Genomic DNA, 22,403 nt, shown 5'->3' with positions numbered 1-22,403 from the left:
TGTAGGTAAGGTATGAGCCTTGCCTACTCACTAATGAAAAATAATTAACGACTTCAATCTTATGAGTATTATTACACTACAATCAGTCAAAAAAGACTTTGGCATCAAAGAGATTTTAAAAGATGCTAGCTTTAGCATTGATGCTACCGATAAAGTTGGTTTAATTGGTACTAATGGTTCTGGTAAATCAACTCTATTAAAAATGATTGCTGGTTTAGAATCCATTGATAGCGGGCAAATTTTAATCAACTCCGGTTCTAAAATTATCTACTTACCCCAGCAGCCAGATTTAGATGAGAATCACACAGTTTTAGAGCAAGTTTTCGCCGACAGTGGCGAACATATTGCTTTGGTGCGTGAGTATGAAGAACTTTCTGATAAATTGGTTCACTATCCAGATGATAGTCAACTGATGTCTCGTCTTTCTGTGGTGATGCAGCAGATGGATACAAATGATGCTTGGGAACTAGAAACTAATGCCAAAATTATCCTGACAAAATTAGGAATCTCTGACTTTGATGCCAAAATAGGCACTTTATCTGGAGGTTATCGCAAGCGCATTGCTTTAGCATCAGCCTTGCTATCAGAACCCGATGTTTTGCTGATGGATGAGCCGACAAACCATCTTGATGCTCTTTCTGTAGAATGGTTACAAAGTTATTTAAATCGCTATCGCGGCGCATTGTTTCTCATCACCCACGATCGCTACTTTCTAGATCGCGTTACCAATCGGATTATTGAAATCGACCGAGGCGACATTTACACTTATACAGGTAACTACTCATATTACCTCGAAAAGAAAGCTTTAGCTGAAGAATCTGCCGTCAGTAGTCAACGTAAACATCAAGGCTTGTTGCGCCGCGAGTTGGAATGGCTCAAAAAAGGGCCAAAAGCCAGAAGTACCAAGCAAAAAGCGAGAATTGACCGCGCTCACGCTCTGCGGGATACTGAATTTAAACAAGTTCAGGGTAAAGTTGATATTTCGACAGTTGGTCGTCGCATTGGCAAAAAAGTTATTGAATTAAATAACGTTTCCAAAGCCTATAATGGGCGCACCCTAATTAATAATTTCACCTACGAATTTAGTCCAGAAGACCGCATCGGCATCATCGGCGCTAATGGTGCTGGTAAATCCACTTTAATGGATATTATTACTGGTCAGATTCAGCCAGATTCAGGTATTGCGGAAATTGGGACTACAATTCACATCGGTTATTTTGACCAGCATTCGGAAGAATTGCTCACAGCCTTAAACGAAAATCAGCGCGTGATTGACTACATCAAAGAAGAAGGTGAATTTATCAAAATTACCGATGGGACTCAAATTAGTGCTTCGCAAATGTTGGAGCGGTTTTTGTTTCCTGGTAATCAACAATATGCCCCAATTAATAAACTTTCTGGTGGTGAAAAACGCCGTTTATTTCTATTGCGGGTGTTGATGGGTGCGCCCAATGTCTTAATTTTAGATGAACCGACAAACGATTTAGATGTGCAGACATTGGCAGTACTAGAGGATTATTTAGAGGATTTTGTCGGGTGTGTAATTGTAGTTTCTCACGATCGCTACTTTCTTGATCGCACCATCGACACAGTATTTTCCTTTGAGGAAGGCGGTAATCTCCGGCAATATCCAGGTAATTACTCGATTTATCTAGACTATAAGAAGGCTGAAGAGGCACAGCTACAGGCTGCTAATGCTAAGGAGAAGCCGAAAAATGTTGAAACCCAAAATGGTGCGGCTTCACCCAAGGATGTAGAGAATACCAAGCGGCGGAGGTTATCTAATTGGGAGAAAAAAGAATTTGAGCAGTTGGAAGGTAAAATTGCCGAGTTAGAGGCTGAGAAAGCGGAAACCGAGAAAACGCTGGCGAATGTCTCACCGGGGAATTATAGCCAAGTGCAGAAATTATACGATCATGTGGAAAAGCTCAAGCACGCGATCGATGTGGCGACTGAACGGTGGTTAGAATTGGCAGAGATGGAGTCTTGATTTTTTAACGTGATGTGAATTAAGACAGGAGACGCGATGAATCGCCGTCTCTACAAAAGACTGATTGTAGAGACGGCGATTTATCGCGTCTTTATGATGATTTATTCAGCGTAGGTGCGTTACAGGGTTCCGTTAACACACCTACCACTTCATCTTTTACTTTTGAGAATCGGTTTCCTCTTTTTTATCCTGCAAGCTACGAATTTTAACCAGCACTGAAATATATTGTTGAGTCATCCAAATCAACGCCTCAAGGGATGAGTTACCTTGGTCAATCTGGCTTTTAGCTTGGAAGCCAATCAAGAATAGTTGCATTGCCAGCAACAAAGCAATAACTTTACCGAGAACATCTTTTGACATTTGTTTCTACCCCAAAGAGTTGTTAAATACAGGTTCTCTTTGGGGTTGTGTCCCTAAGCAAATACCCCAATGTCGCTGAAAATGCCTTAGAATCTGGATTACATGAGTTTGGGGTGGTAGTTTCAACCTGGGGTAGCCCCAAACTTCTTACTCAACTTTTTGGATGTAATGCCACGAACTACCTATGGGCCTCAGATTCAAAAGCGAGTCAAGCGTCTGCTAGAGGCGTTGCTTTGTTTTGTTGATGGAGAATTTGAGGACGATAATTTTAAAATTGAGTCCGACTCGAAAGAAGCAGACAGCGCTAACCCCAAGCTGACTGTGCAGACTACGTTAGTCGTGTTGGAGTTGCTGACGCAAAAAGACAAATATTCTGGCAAGTTAACTAAGGTGCAAATTCGAGAAGCGCTGAATTTGCTGAAGGATTTTTTGAAGATTCTGGAAGATAACCGTCTGCAAACCAAGGGTGTTGAGGAATGGCACTTTACACTCAAGCTATGGTCAAGAGATAGGGAAAGGAACTTAAAACGGTTTGATGAGGCTTGGGAAAGTAGTAGACCAGAGAAATCGAAATTAAATAACCCCTCTCCAAACCTCTCCCCCACAGGGAGAGAGGCTTTGAATTTTCCCCATTCCCTTGTAGGGAAGGGGGTTAGGGGGTTAGGTAACACAAGTATATTTCAAGCGCCACCCTTACCCACATACTTTGTAGAACGCCCAGAGTACAGCGATGATTTAAAGACTCGTCTTTTAAATGGTTCATCGTCTGATAGTCGCACTTTAGTAATTACTGCGATTCACGGTTTGGGTTCCGTGGGCAAATCTACTTTAGCTGCGGCTTTAGCCCATGATGCAGAAATACAATCTCGTTTTTGTGATGGCATTCTTTGGGCAACGTTAGGTCAACAACCCAATGTGCTGGCTTTACTTAGTGGCTGGGTGCAAGCATTAGGAGACTATAGCTTTAAACCTACAAGTGTTGAAGCAACTTCCTCGCATTTGCGGACTCTGCTTTATGACAAGGCTGTGTTGCTGGTGGTGGATGATGCTTGGAATACTGAAGATGCACAAGCGTTTAATTTTGGTGGGGCGCGTTGTCAAGTTTTAGTAACTACTCGTGAAGGTCACATTGCCGATGCCTTAGCAGCCAACACCTACAGTCTGGATATAATGAAACCAGACCAGGCAATGGAATTGCTGACGAAGAAATTAAGACGCGAGATTACAGGCACAGAACGTCACTCAGCAGAAAATTTAGCCAAAGGTGTTGGTTATCTTCCCCTAGCATTGGAACTTGCAGCCGCCGAAGTTGCCTGTGGTACGACTTGGAATGAACTGTTGGCGGATATTCAGCAAGAAGTAGCCAGATTAACAAGTTTTGATCGACCGGAAGCCGAAGAAATTACTGATGAGGCTAGTTTAAAACGCCTGAGTTTAACCGCATCATTAAATTTGAGTGTCAAGAGAATGCCACCAGAAAAGCAGCAGCATTTCTCTTGGTTAGGGGTGTTGCCGGAGGATGTCAACATTAATAAGATGATGGCAGCAACGCTGTGGCAGATGGATAAGCGTGATGCTGCCAAGATGTTGCAATATTTACGGAATAAAGCATTGCTATTAACAGGAGTACCGCTTGCTGATGGTATGCCTACCTATCGCTTACATGACTTATTCCACGATTTAGCTTGTAATTTGTTAACTGCTCCCTCTAAGCCAAAGCGCCCAGGAGATTTGGCTGGGTTGGGTTTAAACCTTGCTGATGTTCACGCTGCTTTTTTAAAGAAGTATCGGCAGAAAACCCAGAATGGTTTATGGCATACTTTACTCGATGATCGTTACATTCATCAGTATTTAGTTTGGCATTTGGAAAAGGCTGGACAGTTAGAAGAGATTCACCAGTTATTGCGGGAAGAGTCTGCAACTGGAAGCAATGGCTGGTATGAAGTGCGAGAACAATTGGCACAAACTGGCGGTTACATCACAGATATTTCTCGTGCCTGGGAACTAGCAGAAGCGAATTGGACTGAATCAACGTTGCCGCAAGTTGTGAGTTTGCAGTGTCGCTATGCTTTGATTACAGCATCTCTGAATAGTTTGGCAGCTAATCTACCAGTAGAACTGCTAGTGGCGTTGGTCAAAAATAAGGTGTGGACTGCTGAACAGGGACTATCTTACGCTCTCCAAAACCCAGATCCATCTGATAAGGCTAGCTCGCTTATAGAGCTAGTCAAGTATTTGTCACCAAATATTAAAACAATAGCACTGCAAAAAGCGCTAACAACGGCAAGGGCAATTCAGGATGAGGAATATCGTGCCGATGCCTTGAGAGCTTTAGCTGATAAATTGCCAGAAGTGTTGCTAGAGGCACTGGCGGCGGCAAGAGCAATTCAGGATGAGCAGAATCGTATCGATGCCCTGAGAGCTTTAGCTGATAAATTGCCAGAAGTGTTGCTAGAGGCACTGGCGGCGGCAAGAGCAATTCAGGATGAGAAATATCGCGCCGATGCCCTTTGTACCTTAGCCAATCAACTACCAGAAGTGTTACCAGAAGCGCTGGTGGCGGCAAGGGCAATTCAGGATGAGGAATATCGTGCCGATGCCCTTTGTACCTTAGCCAATCAACTACCAGAAGTGTTACCAGAAGCGCTGGTGGCGGCAAGGGCAATTCAGAATGAGAAATATCGTGCCGATGCCCTTTGTACTTTAGCCAATCAACTACCAGAAGTGTTACCAGAAGCACTGATGGCAGCAAGGGCAATTCAGGACGAACAGGATCGTGTCAATGCGTTTTGTGCCTTAGCAGACAAACTACCAGCAGTATTGCCAGAGGCGCTAGTGATTGCGAGAGCCATTGAGAAGGAGTATCCTCGCGGCTATGCGATGAGAACTTTAGCAGAAAAGCTGCCAGAAGTATTGCCTGAAGCACTGGCTGCGGCAAGCGCTATGCAGCACAACTTTTCTCGTGTCTCTACTCTTGCTGCCTTAGCTAACAAACTGCCGCCAGATTTGTTGTCAGAAGCGCTAACGGCGGTAAGGGCAATTCAGGATGAAAAAGATTGCTTTGATGCTCTTTGTACTTTAGCAGAAAAGCTGCCAGAAGTTTTGCCTGAAGCACTGGCTATCGCCAGGATGATTACGGACGAGAAGGATCGCGCTGATGCTCTTTGTACTTTAGCCGACAAACTGCCAGAAGTTTTGCCTGAAGCACTAGTGATGGCGAGGGCGATTGAGTATGAGTATTCTCGCGTCTATGCTCTTTGTACTTTAGCCGACAAACTACCAGAAGTTTTGCCAGAAGCACTAGCGGCAGCCAGGATGATTCAGGAGGAGTACTTTCGCGCTTCTGTTTTTTCTACCTTAGCTGATAAGCTGCCAGAGTTGTTGCCAGAAGCACTAGCGGCAGCAAGAGCAATTCGGTATGAAGAGTTACGCGCTTCTACCCTTTCTACTCTAGCTGACAAGCTGCCAGAGTTGTTACCAGAAGCGCTAGCGACAGCGAAAATGATTCAAGATGAAAAATATCGTGCCGATGTGCTTTCTGCTTTAGCTAACAAACTACCCCCAGATTTGTTACCGGAAGCGCTATCGACAGCAAAAATGATTCAAGATGAAAAATATCGTGCCGATGTGCTTTCTGCTTTAGCCAACAAACTACCCCCAGAGTTGTTGCCAGAGGCGCTAGCGGCAGCGAGAATAATTCAGGATGAGAAATATCGTGCCGATGTGCTTTCTACTTTAGCCGAGAAACTGCCAGAGGTGTTGCCAGAGGTACTGGCGGCAGTGAAGACAATTCAGGATGAGAAATATTGCACCGATGAGCTTTCTGCCTTAACCGACAAAGTACCGCCAGAGTTGTTAGCAAAAGCGTTGGCGGTGACAAGAACAATTCCAGATGATAACTTTCGCGCTAATGTTCTTTCTGCTTTAGCCAATAAGCGGCCAGAAGTGTTGCCAAAAGTGCTGGCAGCAGCAAGGGCGATTCAAGATAGCAAATATCGCGCTCATGTACTTTCTAATTTAGTTTATCAATTATCAAATCTGTCAACAGTAGAACTTTTCCCTCTCTGGCAAGATACAGTACATGAGCTATCCCTTTGCACTCGTCCTACCTTGCTGCAAGATATTAAGGCGTTGTTTCCAGTTATCTTTGCATTAGGTGGTGAATTTGTAAAAGCAGAACTGGCCCGCGCTATTATAGATGTGGCGCGATGGTGGCGATGATTTAACAGTTATCAGTTCGTTAGACATTGCCTATTTACAGCTACTCAACCATCAAGCAGGTATCGAATTTACAAACTCTCTCTGGTGTCGATGAGTGAGCGATCGCAATTAGTCATAAAATCATCACAGAAATTGTCTAGACTGTCAATGAGCGATCGCCAGGGGTTATCTTTGGCCTTGTTTTCGTCTTTATTAGTAATGGTAGTATTTGATTGTTATTGTTGATCGCGCTATTAGCTCTCCATAAATAATACTGAATTTATGACCATACAAATTAATATTCAACTTCCAAATGATGTTTTTTCAGCACTCCGCACTAACCCAGAAACATTTGTTCAAGAGATGCGTTTAGCGGCTGCTGTCAAATGGTATGAAGTTGGTACACTTTCCCAATCTAAGGCTGCTGAAATTGCCGGAGTTAGCCGTCACCAATTTCTAGAAGCACTCGATCGCTATAATGTTTCACCCTTTCAAGTAACTCCTGAAGAATTAGCCCAGGAGTTAGCGCGTGACTAGACAATGGGTTGTAAATGCTTCTCCATTAATTGTACTGACTAAGATTAACCAAGTTCATTTGCTCTCAGAACTTTGTAGTCAAGTTGTTATTCCTAGCGGTGTTGTTCAAGAAATCTGCATTGCACCGGATAATGACCCTGCAAAACTCTGGATTTTGAATGAAGGAACTAGCTATATTCGAGATGTGGAACAAGTCGATCCAGTGATTGCTGCATGGGGTCTTGGTTTAGGAGAGAGTCACGTTCTCACCTGGATATATAACAATCCTGGCTATGAAGCAATTTTAGACGATCGCGCTGCAAAAACCGCAGCACTTGCTTTAGAGATACCTGTGCGGGGAACCCTGGGTGTTATTCTACTTGCGAAACGGGAAGGTAAGGTAGAAGCCGCTAAACCGATTTTTGAGCAACTGATTCAGGTTGGTTTTAGAGTCAGTACACAAGTTTTGGAGTCAGCACTTAGACTTGTTGGTGAGTAGTGTATTAAATATGTAGATTTATCTTATAGGCAAAAAGCGATCGCATAACTCATTATCTCTGCTCTGAGCGGTTAGCAAGATATTCATCTATAGTCACGGACTCACCATCGTTATACTCAGCGCGAACTGCTTCAATTTCTGCCAGTGTTTCTGCATCGTCTTCGTACAACGCTTCTTCGGCTTCAAAAATTTGCTGCTCAATTAGCTCTTGAAGTTGACGTTTTTCTGTTAAATCAAGGGAAGATATTGCTTCTGCTAAAGTTTTTAAGGAGAGTTGTAGTTTAACAATGGCTGGCATTTTTCTCCTTTTGGGTGTGTTTTATTCGCATTTTGCTAATTTTAACAGTTATATTTTTGTCAAGTCCAAAGCTTTTAGGTTGTATTTCACGCTTGTGGGGTGCGGCGCAGAAATTGGATTTGCCTAAACTGCGTAGTTTACCGCCGTAGGCATCGCTTATATCTTTTCTACAGAATACTAAGCGATCGCTTAGGAAACTCTAAGAAATAAATTATCCAATATTGTGGGGTGGGCAACATGAGCGCCCAGTCTGTATGGCGGGCGAGACGCCCACCCCACAATAGTTAATTGAATATTTTTTTATTTGGAAGTCCTTTAAAAAAGTTTTGCCTACGCAGGAATATTCATTAACAAGCTATTTTGCGTTTATGCACTCCCCAAGTTATGGGAGCAGCTACAGAACTTATGGGAGCAGCTACAGAACTTGTGGGAGTAGCTACAGAACTTATGGGAGTAGCTACAGAACTTGTGGGAGTAGCTACAGAACTTATGGGAGCCGCTACAGAACTTACGGGAGTAGCTACAGAACTTATGGGAGCTTATAAATACCAACATTTAGTAATTAAGTTCCGAAAAATTACTGTTATCAATCAAAAATTTTAGTAAAAAAAGTTGCGAGTTTTACTGAACCGAAACGCAGTTTAATTGAGGCAAGCTAGCTCTAGGAGCATCTTAAAGGAGTAATTTTATGTCTCGTAAAAAACGCACATCCCGCATTTTAGAAAAAGCTCAGTTAAGATCCGCCGGACTGAAATCAATTGTTCCAAGCGTCAAATTTGATGAAGATTATAGTCTAGAAAAATTAGTTGAGTCAATCGACCTGTTATGCAACAAAATTGATGTTTATAATACTGCTCTGTCTGTAGTTGACTCTTCTAAAACTGAAATTGAAGAGATGGAAAAAAACTTGAGTCAGCTTTCTGAGAAAATGCTGATGGTGGTTGCAATTAAGTACGGTAAAAACAGCCGTGAGTATGAAATGGCGGGTGGTGTTCGTGATAGCGATCGCATCCGCAAAATCAGGTCAAGCCGCTTGAAAAATGTTGCAGAACACGCAGCAGATGAGAATGCTAAAACTGCATAAAATACGGGATAAGGTATATCAGTCTCGCAGTGGAAAGAGAGATAAGAGTCAAAACGCAAAGGGGCGCTAAGGTTTAACGCAGAGGAACACGGAGAAAACTCTGCAAAACTTTGCGCTTTCTTCTGCGAACCTCTGCGTTTAATTTAACCCACATCTCCATTCATTATTTTTTCTACTTCATTCATAATTTCTTTACTGCTATAGTCTGGCTTAGATGGATCTATTGGTTCTAACGGACGAAAGATAGCTAACTGAGATTTTGGAGTCAACATTTGTTGTAACTCGCTTTCACATATACCAATTTTTTCCTCAAACATCAGTTCAGCACCATGTTCTAATTCATCATGAATAATATTGAGATCCCGTAAGCCTCTATAAGTAAAAGTTACGGTTTTATTTTTGGTATTGAGATATGTGCTGTTACTTTCATAACCAAGTTCTTCGGCTTTCTCAAAAGCTTCATCTGGTGAAGAAGCGCGGACAAGAACAATATTTACATGAATAACATTGTGTGGATTTCCCTCAACGTTACACTCGATCACCAATTCAGCAATATACCACGTTGCGTTCTTGGGAATGTATGCCATTGTTTATAAAACCAAAATTTTCTATCAATCATGCTATCACTGACGATTAATATAAGACTCATATTTGATTTTTGAACAAAACTCAGTACACCTTTATTCCTTCTTCTCAGTCCCCATTACCCCTTATTCCCAGTCCCTTACCTCTACGAGTGATTCAAAAATCAAATCGGATTGCTATATTAAGTACTTTCATTACATTTGCGCTCATCAAGTTTGTGAACTCTGAACTATATAATTGCTCAACTTAAGTATTAAATAAAAAGATTACCAATATTTAGGAAAAGCAAAGACGTGAACCGTTTCCAAAAACTATCCTCAATTGTGTTCCTGCTATTAACCTTCACTTATCCACCTGCTTTAGCTGAAGCTAAGGATAATACTCTAAATAATGTTCTCAATCAACAGAGTATTGACCCACAGACAAAATTAGTTGGAGAGCAAAGTGAAGAACTTTTGTTAGCTTGCAGACGAACTCGACGACGTTATCATAGACGGCAACACACTGGAACGTATTATTATCAATGCCAGCGAAATCGACGACATTATTATAGACGACGCTATCGCTCTATAGGTTATCACGGACAACGATATCGTCATGGAGAATGGGAACTTGTGCGCGATCGTCATGGACGATTAATGTATGATTGGCAGCGTTAATAGTAAACTTTACATTCAATTTTTCCAAATAATCTTTATGCGTAAATCCTAATGTAGGCAGATTTGTTCGAGATAATTCAGGAGGCACGAGGGAACCCACATAAAGTTTATCTTGGACACCTGCCCTTGATGTCTTGTGGCACTTTCTACGACACCAGACTACATCAATACGGTTCGGTTAAGATTTTTTGATGAAATAACGCTACAGCAATCGGGCGTTAGCACACTAGCAAAATCAGCACATAATACATACAGCTAGCGTCCACCAAAAGCCACTCATGCCTCAAAATAACCAAACCGCCGCCGTCGAATTCCGCGATGTCACTTTTAGCCGCAATCATCGCCCATTGGTGTCAAATCTCAATTTCACTATCCGCCAAGGAGAAGCACTGGTATTACTTGGGCGCAGTGGTAGTGGCAAAACCACCACAATGAAGTTAATTAATCGCCTATTTATACCCACACAAGGCGAAGTTTTATTTGATGGTATTCCCACAACTCAATGGGATGAAATTAAACTGCGGCGAAAAATTGGTTACGTCATTCAAGAAATTGGTTTATTTCCCCATTTTACTGTAGAACGTAATGTGGGTTTAGTTCCTTCTTTAGAAGGCTGGCAACCAAAACAAATTAAAACGCGGGTTTATGAATTGTTGCAATTAGTAGGCTTAAAACCAGCACAATTCGCTGGGCGTTATCCGCACGAACTTTCGGGAGGACAAAGGCAAAGAGTCGGTGTAGCCAGGGCTTTAGCAGCAGATCCACCTGTGTTGTTGATGGATGAACCCTTTGGCGCACTCGATCCGATTACGCGCCTAGAACTGCAACAAGAATTTCGGCGTTTGCAGCAAGAGTTAGGCAAAACAGTGGTTTTTGTCACCCATGATATTCAAGAAGCTTTAGTTTTGGCATCGAGAATTGGTTTAATGTATGGCGGAGAATTGGTAGTATTGGGGACGACAGATGAATTTATGCGATCGCAACATCCAGAAAGTCTCGCCTTTCTGCAATGTCTGCATTCCCTGCAAGATACTTTATGAAAAATTTCTTCCTGGTTAAGTATGCCCCAGAAATTCTTCAGCATACTCTAGAACATCTATTTTTAGTAGGAATCGCTATCGGAATTGCTATACTTATAGGCATTCCCTTAGGCATTTTAATTACACGTAAAACTTATCTCCGCCAACCAATTCTCGGCATAGCAAATGTTCTTCAAACTATTCCTAGTTTGGCACTCTTTGGTTTACTCATTCCTGTTCCCATAATTGGCGGAATTGGGGCAGTCCCAGCAATTGTTGCCCTGATTGTATATTCCTTGCTGCCGATAATTCGTAACACTTATACAGGGATTACTAGCGTCGATCCAGCGATTCGAGAAGCTGGCAGAGGTATGGGGATGACAGATAGACAATTATTGTTACAAGTTGAGATTCCCTTGGCAATGGAAATAATTTTGGCAGGAGTGCGAGTAGCAACAGTAATCGCCATAGGTATTGCAACCATTGCCGCAGCGATTGGTGCTGGTGGTTTGGGAGTATTTATTTTTCGCGGCATATCTGTAGTTAACGATCAATTAATTTTAGCTGGTGCAGTTCCGGCGGCAGTAATTGCATTACTGGCTGACTTTGCAATTGGCTGGTTGGAGAATAAATTAAAAATTAAAAGTTAACCCTAAACTTAATCCCCAGCCCTGGCGACTAGAAGTCGCAGCTACACAGACAAAACCTGCCTATGCAGGTTAAAAACCCTTAATTTTTTCTTAGTCCACGGAGGTGGACTTTGTTTGTGTAGTAGCGAATTCTATTCGCCCAATACTTGTAATACATTCTCTAAAATTTAATTTATAAATGGTCTCTCATGAAAAGATTTTTCAGGCTTTGCTGTTTAACTTTTACTTTGTTACTGCTAATCACTAGCTGCACACCAAATGTAAATAGTAATAACGGTGGTAATATAATTGTTGCTTCCAAAGATTTTACCGAACAAGATATTTTAGGTGAACTGTTAGCACAGCAAATCGAGGCGACAACCAAATTGAAAGTATCTCGTCGCCCTCGTCTGGGTGGTTCATTTGTTTGTCATAGCGCTATTACTGCTGGTAAAATTGATGCTTATATTGAGTATACAGGCACAGCTTTTACTGCAATTTTAAAGCAGAAGACAGTTAATGATCCAAAAGAAGTTTATGAAAGATTAAAACAAGCATACTCTCAGCAATTTAAGCTGGAGGTAATGCCAAGCTTGGGTTTTGAAAATACTTTTGCGATGATTGTCCGGGGTGAGGATGCCAAACGCTACAACATTCAAACTCTCTCGGAAGCTACTCAATATACACCGAAGTGGCGTGGCGGTTTCGGCTACGAGTTTTTAGAACGGGAAGATGGTTTTCCAGGATTAGCTAAAACTTACGATTTACGTTTTGCTAAATCTCCCCAAATTATGGATTTGGGTTTAATATATCGCGCTTTGATTCAAAAACAAGTGGATATGGTAGCGGGTAATTCCACTGACGGACAGATTTCTCGCTTGGGTTTAGTTGTACTCAAGGATGATAAACATTATTTTCCACCTTACGAAACTGTGCCAATTGTTCGACAAGAAATATTAAAAAAGTATCCCGAATTAAAAACAGCGATCGCTTCCCTTGCTGGAAAGATTTCGGCAGATGAAATGCGACAGTTAAACTATTTAGTGGAGGGAGAATTACGTGATGTGAAAGATGTTGTGCAGGACTTTCGGAAATCGAAGGGTTTAAATAATTCGTAATTCGTAATTAAGGGTTACCGTAAGGCATCGAAAACCTAAAGGGCTGCGTTACTGAAGCCATAGTAAACTCTACTGTTGTCCACGCAAAAAGTTCTTTAACCACCTAATGACTTCACTTGTTGTTTGCTCATTGGCCATTTGGAGACATTGCTGCACAATTTCTCTGACGTTAGGAAAGTAGCTGCTTTCTGTTACCACATAACTTTGTCCCTGCAATCGATAAATTAATAACCGATTACTCTTTAATATCCAAACTTCTGGCACTCGATATGGCAAGAAATCGTTAATGTCGGTGTAGCTTGTTACATCTATTTCAATTGCTAAATCTGGTGGTGGATCTGACTCCCAATCAATCCTTTTTTTGCCTACTACGGCTCTGCAATTTTCAATGTAAAAGCAAAAGTCTAGCTCAATACCACTAATTTCTGGCAAACTCATGGTAATGGGCGTAAATGACTCGTATATGCGGTTTAAGTGATCCAGCAAAACCTTAGCAATATCTGCCAGCAAACTCGCATCTCTTCCATGCTCTGGTAGCGGTGCCATCAGTAAAATTTCTCCAGGTCGATATTTAATCCGAGGCGAGGAGCGATCGCCTAGTTGCTGACATAATGCTTGATAGTCTTGCCAGTTTCCCAAAAGTTTCAACAGCGCGCCAGGTGGTAACTCAATTTTTTGTGGTGTAATTACGGTATCCATATTAGCCACATTGTAGATATTACCCGCATTTTTACATGGAAGATGAGCGATCGCCAGATTCATGAATTCAATGAGGGATGAGGCAGTAAAGAAGATGAGGACAATAACTACTGCCTAATGCTCTTATTGATTTTTATTGATTTTGAATTGTTGACTCTGCGTAGCTGCTGGTACCAAACTCGTTTGCCCGTGCGCTAGGTACTAGTGTCCAGCCTGCTTTGATCAGTTTTTGATAAGTTGCCCAACCTTGAGAACCACCTTGTATTTTATAATCTGGGACTGCCAAATGTCCAAAAGCTGTGTAGGGACGCCAAGGTTGATTGGGTTCTGCTTGCAAATACAAAATTTTTTCTCCGTCGCCACTAGATTTAGATAACCAGCACATTTGTCGATGCATTGCAAACTCCTTTGCTTTTTTGCTAATCATGATAGCAGACTTTTGTCAAGAGAATTCTCACCCTTGTGGGGTAATTTATTGCCTAATACTTTAGACAAAATGTAATTAAGTTTTATCCTGTAAGGGATAATTGTTTAAAAATTCATACCTTGGAAGACTGCTGCTAGTAGTACATCAAGATAAACAGCTTCGCCACACCTTCTTTATGAGGTGAGATTTTTCTAATGTTATCCGCGTTTTTTGCAATCGTGTGTAACAATAACTACTTTTTTGAATGAGGCTCGTAATCTGATGCCACCCATATCGCCTGTGCCGAAAGAAGTCAGGCTGATGTATTTCTCACAACAGATAATAGACTCTTCAATTTTGAATTTTGAATTGTTAAATACCCGACTTATTCAAAAAGTCAGGTATCTGGACAGCAACTTGGGTTATTAGAAGGATGGAGCGTACAATTTATCGCCGACAATCTCGCGAATTGTCTCTACTAGTTGGCTGTATGCAAAGTTAGATAAAACTGGTTTTGCTGTTTGCAAGTGAATTGGTCGATCTAAATCAATCCATGACTTACAGCCAGCGTACTTAACGTAATAGGGAATTTCTTGCTCTTGGGGTAGTTTGTAAGTCCGCAGGAGGAGAATATAAAGGGGTTGACGTGGTTTCCATTTGAGGCGATCGCTAATAAAATGCTCGTTCCAAATATGGAAAGGAAGCAAGGTGTTGACAATAGACTCGTCACTTACTGGCAAAATATCGGTAATTTCAGCCCAACTGCCGATGCGAACTGTTTCAGGATGCCAGCCTGATGTTACTGGATAGACACTATTGGCATACTCAGCTTTCAGCATGAAAGCTTGTTGATGTTCATAAGTGGGGTAAAGCAAAATTTGCTTGTGGGCAACTTGGAAATGTCCATTTCGTTCATGGATACCGCCTTTGCGGAGCAACATAATTGTTTTGCCACTTTCCAAGGCATTTATGGCAACTGCCCATTCTTTGAGGGCATGAAAAGTTGTAGTCAATTCCATCAGCATCTACTGTAACTCTGATTTAATTTGAAGCTAAAACTGATAAAGTATGAACCTATCCAAGGGAATGAATTAGGAAGCAGTTAAAGTTTTTGCTAACCATCTAAAGTATGAACAAGTGATTGAAGCTTGCGATCGCTCCCTAACCAAAGAAGCCCTAGAAAAACTGCGTCCTATAGCCCTTCTTCATAATTGTACCCTTGCTCAGTTAGCTTTGGCCTGGTTAATTGCTCAACCGCAAACAAATGTGTAGACGCGCAGCAGCTTGTCGCCAGACATCGCTGGGGCACGTTATCCTGAACAACAACGCCTTAGCCACTCAAATCAAGCTTTCTACCGCCGAATTGGCAGAAATTGATACCATATTGATAACAGTCAAATTATGTGGAATTGGTGACAATGCAGATTGCTGAGTCATACCGCTCTCTCCAAGATCCCTTTAATTTTCTTAAAAAGAAGGCTAGGGATCAAATCTATAGCTTTAAATTGCAAAATCTAACAAAACATCAACTTTAGTAAACCAAGGGTTGCAACTCACGAACAAAGTGATAAGTTAGTTAGTAGGACACCAAATAAAAGAAAACCAAACAAAAAAGGTCAATGACTTAGTGTCCCCTTGTCATAAGACCAAGCAAACTTCAGCATATCAAATATTACGAAAGTGGCAAAAAGCCTAATTGTAGAAGGCAAAGCCAAATCCTAAAGCGGAAAAACGCAGGAATGCTGATTTTGTTAGTTATTCAGTCCACCTTAGTTATTAACCTTCAGTTAGTTAATTAGTTTAAAATTGAAATCTGTAAACTCGATAAAACCTGGTCAACCTCGACCAGGTTTTTGGTATTTTATAAGAAGAATTCAGAACTCAGGAGTCAGAATTCAGTATGAATTGGGATTGCTTGTCTGCGACACGCTACGCGAACGCAATGACAGAAGATTGTTTGATTTTGTAGAAGTGGGATGCTCCCAAAGTCTTGTAATTCACACTTGAATAGCTAGTTGTGAGACTAGGACAACATTAACAAAAAATAGTTAATGTACTTAATAAATCTAAAGTTTTTTACAATATAAACTCCAATTCAGACTAAGTAAGTCGGTGCTAATATTTCCAGCTATGTTAAGGAATTTTAATGTAGGGAGTGTTGTCGCCAAGCGCCGCACCGTCAACAATCTCAGGTGCGTTAGCTTACGGCATAACACACCCTACAGCTAATTTATATTTCTTCATATACATTGAATTTTTCTCACCGACTTACTTATGGTGATTTTTCCAGCAGGCAATAAAATAAGACAGCAACATATCCTGATAGGAGAATTTTATGAAAACTTATAGCTTTTTAAAACAAATTACTACAGCTATTGTTATAGCAACCATTTCTTTTTCTTGTAAGTCTTCTATTAGCAGAAATACCGAACAAGCAAAAGCAACTGACAAACCACAGCCACAACCAAATATTGTCTATGGCGATTTAATTATTAAAGAACAATCAGATTATCTGATGATTCCTGTTGCTCTTTCAGAGCAAAACAAAGATAAAGGAATTGATTTAAAAACTTCACGTTCTTATGAGAATGAAAGAAGTAACCAGTTGTATAACATCATATTTTATCAAAAACAAAGTGGCGAAGCTCATCTTTTATTAACTAAAAAAGCCATTATCAACTCCTTTGATTTGTTGGAGATAAAAGCAGCACAGAAGCCAACTACAAGAGTTTGGTTATATAAAATCATTGACCAAGACACAAATGCAGATAAAAAGCTTAACAGCGAAGATGCTACTATTGGCTATATTTCTGATTTATCAGGTAAGAACCTCCAGCAGATCACCCCAAATAATACTCGAATAATTAGTTGGGTTGTTGTTCCCAGTCAAAATACACTTTTTCTAAAAATTATCAAAGACTCAGATAATGATAAAAAGTTTACAGCAGAAGACAAAACAAATTTTGTTAGGGTCAATCTCGATAAAATCGGTATGGGAACTGAGATAATTGGTGATCAAATCGAGCAAGAAATTAAATCATATATTTTTAAATAAGAGAACTCCAAGAAATAAATTATCCAATATTGTGGGGCGGGCATCTTGCCCGCCTTATGGACTGAGCAGGCGAGGCACTCACTTACTTAGACAAAACCCAATCGCGTAAAAGTTGATTAATTGTATCGGGTATTTCATCATGAGGACAATGACCTGCTGTTAAGAAATGCTCTGTGAGTTGAGGACAATATTGACGAAATTTTTGAGAACGCTCTCTAGTATTCATCCAAGGATCAGCTTCTCCCCATAACATCAACAAAGAACAACTTAATTGCTTCAACAGCACATCAACTTTTTCCCCTTGAGGACTGCTAAAAACTGAAACAAATACATCCAATGCACCTGCATCAAAAGCGGGACGATAAATTTCTTCTACCAATTGGTCTGTAACTGCACTTTTATCAAGATATACCTTTTCTAAAGTTTGGCGAATTACCCAACGTTGTCGCACGTATTGAAATAACACAAACTGAGCTAAAGGTTGTTGAAAAATCCACTTAACTGAATTACCCAAGAGTTTCTCTAAAGAAGAGGGTTTTTTGGGTGGCTGAATTTCGCTTTGCAAAGCTTCAGGTTCAGATGTCGACTGGCTGTCGCTAAAAGGCCCGGCGCTATTGAGCAATACTAATCCAGCTACGCTGTCGGGACGTTGGGCGGCAACACATAAGCAAGCATAACCACCAAGGGAATTACCTGCTAATACTGTTTTTTGACCAATCACTTCGCTGATAAAATCATGGAGTTGCTCGCGCCATAAGTCGCCACTGTACTGCAATTTTGGTTTTGCCGATCGCCCGAATCCCAAAAGGTCGATCGCAAATACTTCAAAATCTTGGCACAATCCTGTGATATTCTTGCGCCAGTGGTCTGTAGAAGCACCAAATCCGTGTACCAAAAGCAAGGGCGGACGTTGCGTTTGTTTCTCTCCCGCACGCACGTAGTAAACGTTGTGCCCGCGCCACTGCCAATATTTACCAGGAATTGGAATTGTAGAGGGGGCTGTAGTTACCTGCATGATTCAAAGAAATGTTAAGTAGCTTTTAATAATTGTAGGCTACTGGAGAGTGAGGGAGATGAATTAATAACCAATGACCAATGACTAAAAAAATTACAGGTAAAACTAAACTACTAGGAGTCATTGGACATCCTGTAGAACATTCACTGTCACCAGTGATGCATAATGCTGCGTTAGCGCAGCTCGTCCTTGGCGATCGCGTTAGCGTCTCTGAAAGAGAAGCCTCTCGTAGAGAAGACATCGCACAATTAGGATTGGATTACATTTATCTACCTTTTCCGATTGAACCACAAAATTTAGAGGTCGCGATCGCAGGTTTCGCGGCTATTGGAGTTGTGGGCTTTAGTGTCACAATCCCTCACAAACAGGCAATCATCCCCCTACTTTCCGAAATTACTCCCTTGGCTCAAACTATCGGAGCAGTGAATACTGTTAGCCGCCAAAATAACCAATGGGTAGGCACAAATACAGATATAGAAGGATTTATTGCTCCTTTGCAAACAACATATAAACAGGATTGGAGTCAAAAAGTAGCGGTAATTTTAGGTAATGGTGGTGCAGCCAGAGCAGTTGTAGTAGGTTGTATTCAGCTAGGTTTTGCCCAAATTCATGTTGTTGGACGCAATATGCAGAAATTAGAAGAATTCCGCAACAGTTGGAGCAATTCACCCCTAGCTGATAAATTTCAGGTTCATCAATGGGAGGAATTACCAAAACTTATTCCCAAAGCCAATCTGCTGGTAAACACAACTCCGATTGGGATGTATCCCAAAGTTGATGAATCGCCTTTGAGTGTAGAAGAAATAGCAAATTTACCAACAGGTGCGATCGCTTACGATTTAATATACATTCCTAAACCGACGCAATTTCTCCAACAGGCACAAAAACAAGGCGCAATTGCAATCGATGGATTAGAAATGCTAGTTCAACAAGGGGTAGCAGCATTAAAAATCTGGTTGCAGCAGGAAACTTTGCCTGTAGAAGTAATGCGCCAAGCGTTACAAAATCATCTGGGTTTGGGGAAATGAAAGTTCTATAGGACAATACAGTTCAGATAAACCCAAAACACTTGTAGAGACGTTCCTCTACTGGAAACTTTTTTGATAGTTCAAAAATTATCATGGCTCAATCAAAAGCCATTTTATCAACTTCTAAATCTTTGCGAGCTTTAATAACTTGTTCTCCCCCGTCTCCCTCAAACGACTACGAACCAGTGGGCATTACCTGTGGTTGCAAATAACAAATCAAATCTTGAATTCCCTTTTGGAGATAGCGCGTTACTGTCATTGGGCTAGTACCAATGTTTTTAGCCGCATCCTTGCGAGAAAGTTCCTTCAAAAATACCATTTCAACTGCCATGCGGGGTTTTTCTTCCAACATATTGATTGCGCCTTGGAGTTGTTGGCGTTCTTCTTCTTGTTGCAGAAGCACATGAGAACGAGGACAAGGAAGTGCTTCACCCAAGGTTATTTGACAATCAACATAGTTAACTGCGGTTGCATCTAAACTCAAAGGCATCCGGTTTTGAGCCGCTAACTTGGTTTCTTGCCATTCTTGCACAGATACCCGGAGTTGGTTGGCAATTTCAGCATCCTTGGGTGGGCGACCTAAAGAGATTGACAAGTCCTTGCGAATCTTTTGTCCTTCGTTGTACAATTCTTGCCAACGACGAGGAATTTTTAATAGAGTACTGCGATCGCGCAAAAAGTGCAGCATCTCACCGCGAATATATGGCACTGCAAAGGAACTAAAAGCATATCCTTGGCTAGGGTCGAAGCGCTCAATTGCCCTAATTAAACCAAAATAACCGATTTGTTCTAAATCTTCATAAGGTTCGTTACATTGATGGCTAAATTTATGAGCCATCTTTCGCACTAAGCCAGTATGTAACTGTACAAGTTTATTACGAAGTTTAATAGAAGGATTCTGGTGGTACAAGTGTAATAATTCTATACCATCAGTTCGTAAAGAGGACTCACTTGTTGCCATATACATTACCTTTGTTGTAACTCCTAATTCCTGAGAAAATGGAGCTGCGTATATTTTCTTCTAAGCTGTTATTATTTTGCTGAGTCAGGGAAGAATAAGCCATCGTCGTTTCACTGAACTTGTTAGGGGTCTAACTCCACAATTCAGTATTTGTACGCATGATTTTGCGAACCCCTCTGTTACAGGTGATTTTTGGTTTTTATATAACTCTTGAATGGTAAATAATCTTTAGCTTTCGCAACAAAAACTAGCTATTTATGCTGCAAAATGTATGACTGACCTAATACGCATCTGTCATACTGAGTGCAAGTCGATCGGTACTGAATTAATCGTAAAATAGGTTGCAATCAAGGGTAAAGAGTATGCTATCAGTACTAAAGAGGCTGTGAAATCCTCAAAAACTGACGACTCTAATTTTCAACAACAAAGCCGTCCTTCAGATTTGACAACGATATTAAATCCTTGTCCGTTAACCGTAAAGATTGGTAAGAATAAGAATAGGCAGAACGTTTTCCTAAAAAGCAGTTTTTCAATATGAGCAATACCAGTAATTTTCGTGAAGCTATCCGTGAGGCTAAATCTCACGCCCTTGTTGGCCCAAACGTGATTGCCAACGCCCTCCCCTACGTTGGTGGTGGATTGGTGCTAACGGCATTAGGAACCTACGGCGGTTTGGGAGTTATCCGTACTAACCCCGAAATCTTCTTTCCCACCTTCATTGGTGCGGTGATTTTGGAGTTAATTTTGTTCTTTGTTGCCCAAAATGTTGCTCAAAAAGGTAATAAGGGGCTTGCACTACCCCTGTTGGCAACCTACAGCCTCTTGTCTGGATATACTCTCAGTGGCTTGATATTTGTCGCTTTGAGATCCCAAGGTGTTGGCATTCAAGGCATTGGTTTAGCTGCCCTTGGTTGTGGTGTCACTTTTATTTTCGCTCGTCAAATTGGTTCAAATCTTTCTGAACAAGATGGCATGGCTTTGACGAAAACCATCAATCTTGGCGTTATAGCCTTGGTGGTTGTGTGCCTTGCCCAATTCGGCTTTGCTATGTTTGGTGTTTATACGCCAAATTGGTTAGAAATTGCCATCTCCGGTTTAGGAGTATTCCTGTTTGTTGGAGTTTCTGTTGTTGATTTCTACATCTTGCCCCGCACTTACAGCGATGACCAATATCTGCCTGCTGCTTTGTCGATGTACTTAACTTACATCAACTTGTTTATCTTTATCTTGCGGTTACTAATTGCCATCAATGGCCGCGATTAATTGTCTGTAGGCGCTAACAAAAGTCAAGTTTTATAAAGTAAAAACCGTGGTTAAATTTTTAGCAACCACGGTTTTTTCATCGTTTTAATAGTATAATATGTAGATAAGTTCAGCCTCAAGTGAGCAAAACTATGCTAGAACTGTTAAACATCAAACGCGAAGTAGAAAGGTTGTCTAATATCTTGACCAAGGCTGAAGGCTGTCTTTGACCTCTCAGAATTGAGTACAAGAATTGAAGACTTAAATCAATTAATTTCTCAACCTACTTTCTGGCATAATTCTGTCACTTACTATCAGAAACTTCAAGAAATTGAATTCCTCAACACTAAGAAGAAACAATATCAGCGATCGCACCTCATTCTAGAAGATATCAAGGCTGCACTAGAACTATTAGAATTATACGCTGATGAAGAATTGTTGGCAGAGGCACAAACCAACCTTACCCAACTCCAGCAAGAACTCGAAATAGTAGAAATACAACAATTACTGTCCGACCCCTGGGACGAAAAGTGTGCATTTTTGACAATTACGGCTGATGTTGGAGGTATAGATGCCCAGTCCTGGGCAGCTATGTTATTGCAGCTATACCATCGTTGGGCAGTAAATCATGACCATAAAGTATATCTAGTCCAAGAGTCAGCAGGTAATTTAGGAGAGGTTAAACATACCATCCTAGAAATTACAGGGCGTTATGCTTATGGCTGACTGAAATCGGAACAAGGAACTCATGCAAGAATAGAGCGAATTTCTCCTGTTCATGGCAATGGCAAACGGCATACTTGCCTAGCCAGCGTAGAAGTCAGCCCGATTTTAGATGAGTCTATTGATTTTGAGATTCCAGAGAAGGATTTGGAAATTACTTTTTATCGCCATCGGGGGAATGTCAACCGAACAGAAACATGGGTAAAGATGGTTCACATTCCTACTAGACATCTCCAAAATAGTATGTTTTGTGGTAAAAGAGCATCATGAGGTATTTTTTGACATAAACAATGAGTAATATACTGAATTACATTGAA

General features: G+C 41.0%; 22 protein-coding genes and 1 pseudogene. 15 read left to right on the top strand and 8 right to left on the bottom strand.

Annotated elements, in window-relative coordinates:
- The first annotated feature begins 61 nt into the window (after positions 1-61).
- Entirely contained in the window at positions 62-1,990 is a 1,929-nt protein-coding gene (locus V7L07_RS11925; RefSeq protein ID WP_335057992.1) for an ABC-F family ATP-binding cassette domain-containing protein, read from the top strand.
- 156 nt (positions 1,991-2,146) lie between these two features.
- On the opposite strand, the gene V7L07_RS11920 is transcribed toward V7L07_RS11925, so the two are convergent.
- Entirely contained in the window at positions 2,147-2,350 is a 204-nt protein-coding gene (locus V7L07_RS11920; RefSeq protein ID WP_335057990.1) for a hypothetical protein, read from the bottom strand.
- 168 nt (positions 2,351-2,518) lie between these two features.
- Between V7L07_RS11920 and V7L07_RS11915 the strand changes: the two genes are divergently transcribed.
- The 3 genes from V7L07_RS11915 to V7L07_RS11905 all read left to right on the top strand — a co-directional run bounded on the left by V7L07_RS11915 (position 2,519) and on the right by V7L07_RS11905 (position 7,565).
- Positions 2,519-6,571 (top strand): NB-ARC domain-containing protein, encoded by a 4,053-nt coding sequence (locus V7L07_RS11915; RefSeq protein ID WP_335057989.1) that lies wholly within the window; start codon positions 2,519-2,521, stop codon positions 6,569-6,571.
- A gap of 261 nt (positions 6,572-6,832) precedes the next feature.
- Positions 6,833-7,087, top strand: a complete 255-nt coding sequence (locus V7L07_RS11910) for a UPF0175 family protein (RefSeq protein ID WP_335057987.1) — start codon at positions 6,833-6,835, stop codon at positions 7,085-7,087.
- Positions 7,080-7,565 carry a DUF3368 domain-containing protein gene (locus tag V7L07_RS11905; protein ID WP_335057985.1) on the top strand — a complete coding sequence of 162 codons (486 nt, stop codon included), beginning with the start codon at positions 7,080-7,082 and terminating at the stop codon, positions 7,563-7,565. Before V7L07_RS11910 ends, V7L07_RS11905 begins: the two co-directional genes overlap by 8 nt.
- A 52-nt stretch (positions 7,566-7,617) precedes the next feature.
- Here the strand turns inward: V7L07_RS11905 and V7L07_RS11900 are convergent, their stop codons facing one another.
- Entirely contained in the window at positions 7,618-7,863 is a 246-nt protein-coding gene (locus V7L07_RS11900) for a hypothetical protein (protein ID WP_335057983.1), read from the bottom strand.
- 384 nt (positions 7,864-8,247) lie between these two features.
- Here V7L07_RS11900 and V7L07_RS11895 point away from each other — a divergent pair, with 384 nt between their 5' ends.
- Positions 8,248-8,466 carry a hypothetical protein gene (locus tag V7L07_RS11895; protein WP_335057981.1) on the top strand — a complete coding sequence of 73 codons (219 nt, stop codon included), beginning with the start codon at positions 8,248-8,250 and terminating at the stop codon, positions 8,464-8,466.
- A gap of 85 nt (positions 8,467-8,551) precedes the next feature.
- Positions 8,552-8,947 carry a hypothetical protein gene (locus V7L07_RS11890; protein ID WP_335057979.1) on the top strand — a complete coding sequence of 132 codons (396 nt, stop codon included), beginning with the start codon at positions 8,552-8,554 and terminating at the stop codon, positions 8,945-8,947.
- 143 nt (positions 8,948-9,090) lie between these two features.
- Here V7L07_RS11890 and V7L07_RS11885 read toward each other — a convergent pair whose 3' ends face one another.
- Positions 9,091-9,534 (bottom strand): DUF4288 domain-containing protein, encoded by a 444-nt coding sequence (locus V7L07_RS11885; protein ID WP_335057977.1) that lies wholly within the window; start codon positions 9,532-9,534, stop codon positions 9,091-9,093.
- A 291-nt stretch (positions 9,535-9,825) separates the two neighbouring features.
- Between V7L07_RS11885 and V7L07_RS11880 the strand changes: the two genes are divergently transcribed.
- From V7L07_RS11880 to V7L07_RS11865, 4 genes are all read left to right on the top strand, one after another.
- A complete protein-coding gene (locus V7L07_RS11880; protein WP_335057975.1) occupies positions 9,826-10,191 on the top strand; it encodes a hypothetical protein in 366 nt (121 codons plus the stop codon).
- Positions 10,192-10,469: 278 nt separating this feature from the next.
- Positions 10,470-11,231, top strand: coding sequence for an ATP-binding cassette domain-containing protein (locus V7L07_RS11875; protein ID WP_335057973.1), 762 nt, complete (start codon positions 10,470-10,472; stop codon positions 11,229-11,231).
- On the top strand, positions 11,228-11,860 hold the full coding sequence (locus tag V7L07_RS11870) for an ABC transporter permease (RefSeq protein WP_335057971.1): 633 nt from the start codon (positions 11,228-11,230) through the stop codon (positions 11,858-11,860). Before V7L07_RS11875 ends, V7L07_RS11870 begins: the two co-directional genes overlap by 4 nt.
- Positions 11,861-12,048: 188 nt before the next feature.
- Positions 12,049-12,957 (top strand): glycine betaine ABC transporter substrate-binding protein, encoded by a 909-nt coding sequence (locus V7L07_RS11865; protein WP_335057969.1) that lies wholly within the window; start codon positions 12,049-12,051, stop codon positions 12,955-12,957.
- Between the two features lie 69 nt (positions 12,958-13,026).
- On the opposite strand, the gene V7L07_RS11860 is transcribed toward V7L07_RS11865, so the two are convergent.
- The 3 genes from V7L07_RS11860 to V7L07_RS11850 all read right to left on the bottom strand — a co-directional run bounded on the left by V7L07_RS11860 (position 13,027) and on the right by V7L07_RS11850 (position 15,087).
- On the bottom strand, positions 13,027-13,656 hold the full coding sequence (locus tag V7L07_RS11860) for a Uma2 family endonuclease (protein ID WP_335058027.1): 630 nt from the start codon (positions 13,654-13,656) through the stop codon (positions 13,027-13,029).
- A 133-nt stretch (positions 13,657-13,789) separates the two neighbouring features.
- A complete protein-coding gene (locus V7L07_RS11855; RefSeq protein WP_179067877.1) occupies positions 13,790-14,053 on the bottom strand; it encodes a hypothetical protein in 264 nt (87 codons plus the stop codon).
- 434 nt (positions 14,054-14,487) lie between these two features.
- Positions 14,488-15,087 (bottom strand): DUF1802 family protein, encoded by a 600-nt coding sequence (locus V7L07_RS11850; RefSeq protein WP_335057967.1) that lies wholly within the window; start codon positions 15,085-15,087, stop codon positions 14,488-14,490.
- A 142-nt stretch (positions 15,088-15,229) separates the two neighbouring features.
- Here V7L07_RS11850 and V7L07_RS11845 point away from each other — a divergent pair.
- Together V7L07_RS11845 and V7L07_RS11840 are read left to right on the top strand one after the other, a co-directional pair.
- Positions 15,230-15,478, top strand: a pseudogene (locus V7L07_RS11845) (aldo/keto reductase); the annotation flags it as partial.
- Between the two features lie 919 nt (positions 15,479-16,397).
- A complete protein-coding gene (locus V7L07_RS11840; protein WP_335057965.1) occupies positions 16,398-17,117 on the top strand; it encodes a hypothetical protein in 720 nt (239 codons plus the stop codon).
- An 82-nt stretch (positions 17,118-17,199) separates the two neighbouring features.
- Here V7L07_RS11840 and V7L07_RS11835 read toward each other — a convergent pair whose 3' ends face one another.
- A complete protein-coding gene (locus V7L07_RS11835) occupies positions 17,200-18,132 on the bottom strand; it encodes an alpha/beta fold hydrolase (RefSeq protein WP_335057963.1) in 933 nt (310 codons plus the stop codon).
- Positions 18,133-18,212: 80 nt separating this feature from the next.
- Between V7L07_RS11835 and V7L07_RS11830 the strand changes: the two genes are divergently transcribed.
- Entirely contained in the window at positions 18,213-19,160 is a 948-nt protein-coding gene (locus V7L07_RS11830) for a shikimate dehydrogenase (RefSeq protein WP_335057961.1), read from the top strand.
- Between the two features lie 175 nt (positions 19,161-19,335).
- Here V7L07_RS11830 and V7L07_RS11825 read toward each other — a convergent pair whose 3' ends face one another.
- A complete protein-coding gene (locus V7L07_RS11825; RefSeq protein WP_104904777.1) occupies positions 19,336-20,121 on the bottom strand; it encodes an RNA polymerase sigma factor SigF in 786 nt (261 codons plus the stop codon).
- A 534-nt stretch (positions 20,122-20,655) separates the two neighbouring features.
- On the opposite strand from V7L07_RS11825, the gene V7L07_RS11820 reads away from it, so the two are divergent.
- Positions 20,656-21,384, top strand: a complete 729-nt coding sequence (locus V7L07_RS11820) for a Bax inhibitor-1/YccA family protein (protein WP_335057959.1) — start codon at positions 20,656-20,658, stop codon at positions 21,382-21,384.
- A gap of 219 nt (positions 21,385-21,603) precedes the next feature.
- Positions 21,604-22,089 carry a PCRF domain-containing protein gene (locus tag V7L07_RS11815; RefSeq protein WP_335057957.1) on the top strand — a complete coding sequence of 162 codons (486 nt, stop codon included), beginning with the start codon at positions 21,604-21,606 and terminating at the stop codon, positions 22,087-22,089.
- Positions 22,090-22,403: the final 314 nt, after the last annotated feature.

Source organism: Nostoc sp., assembly GCF_036916985.1.
Lineage (GTDB): Bacteria > Cyanobacteriota > Cyanobacteriia > Cyanobacteriales > Nostocaceae > Nostoc.
The sequence above is the reverse complement of the archived record's forward strand: the minus strand, read 5'-3'. Positions and strand labels throughout refer to the sequence as shown.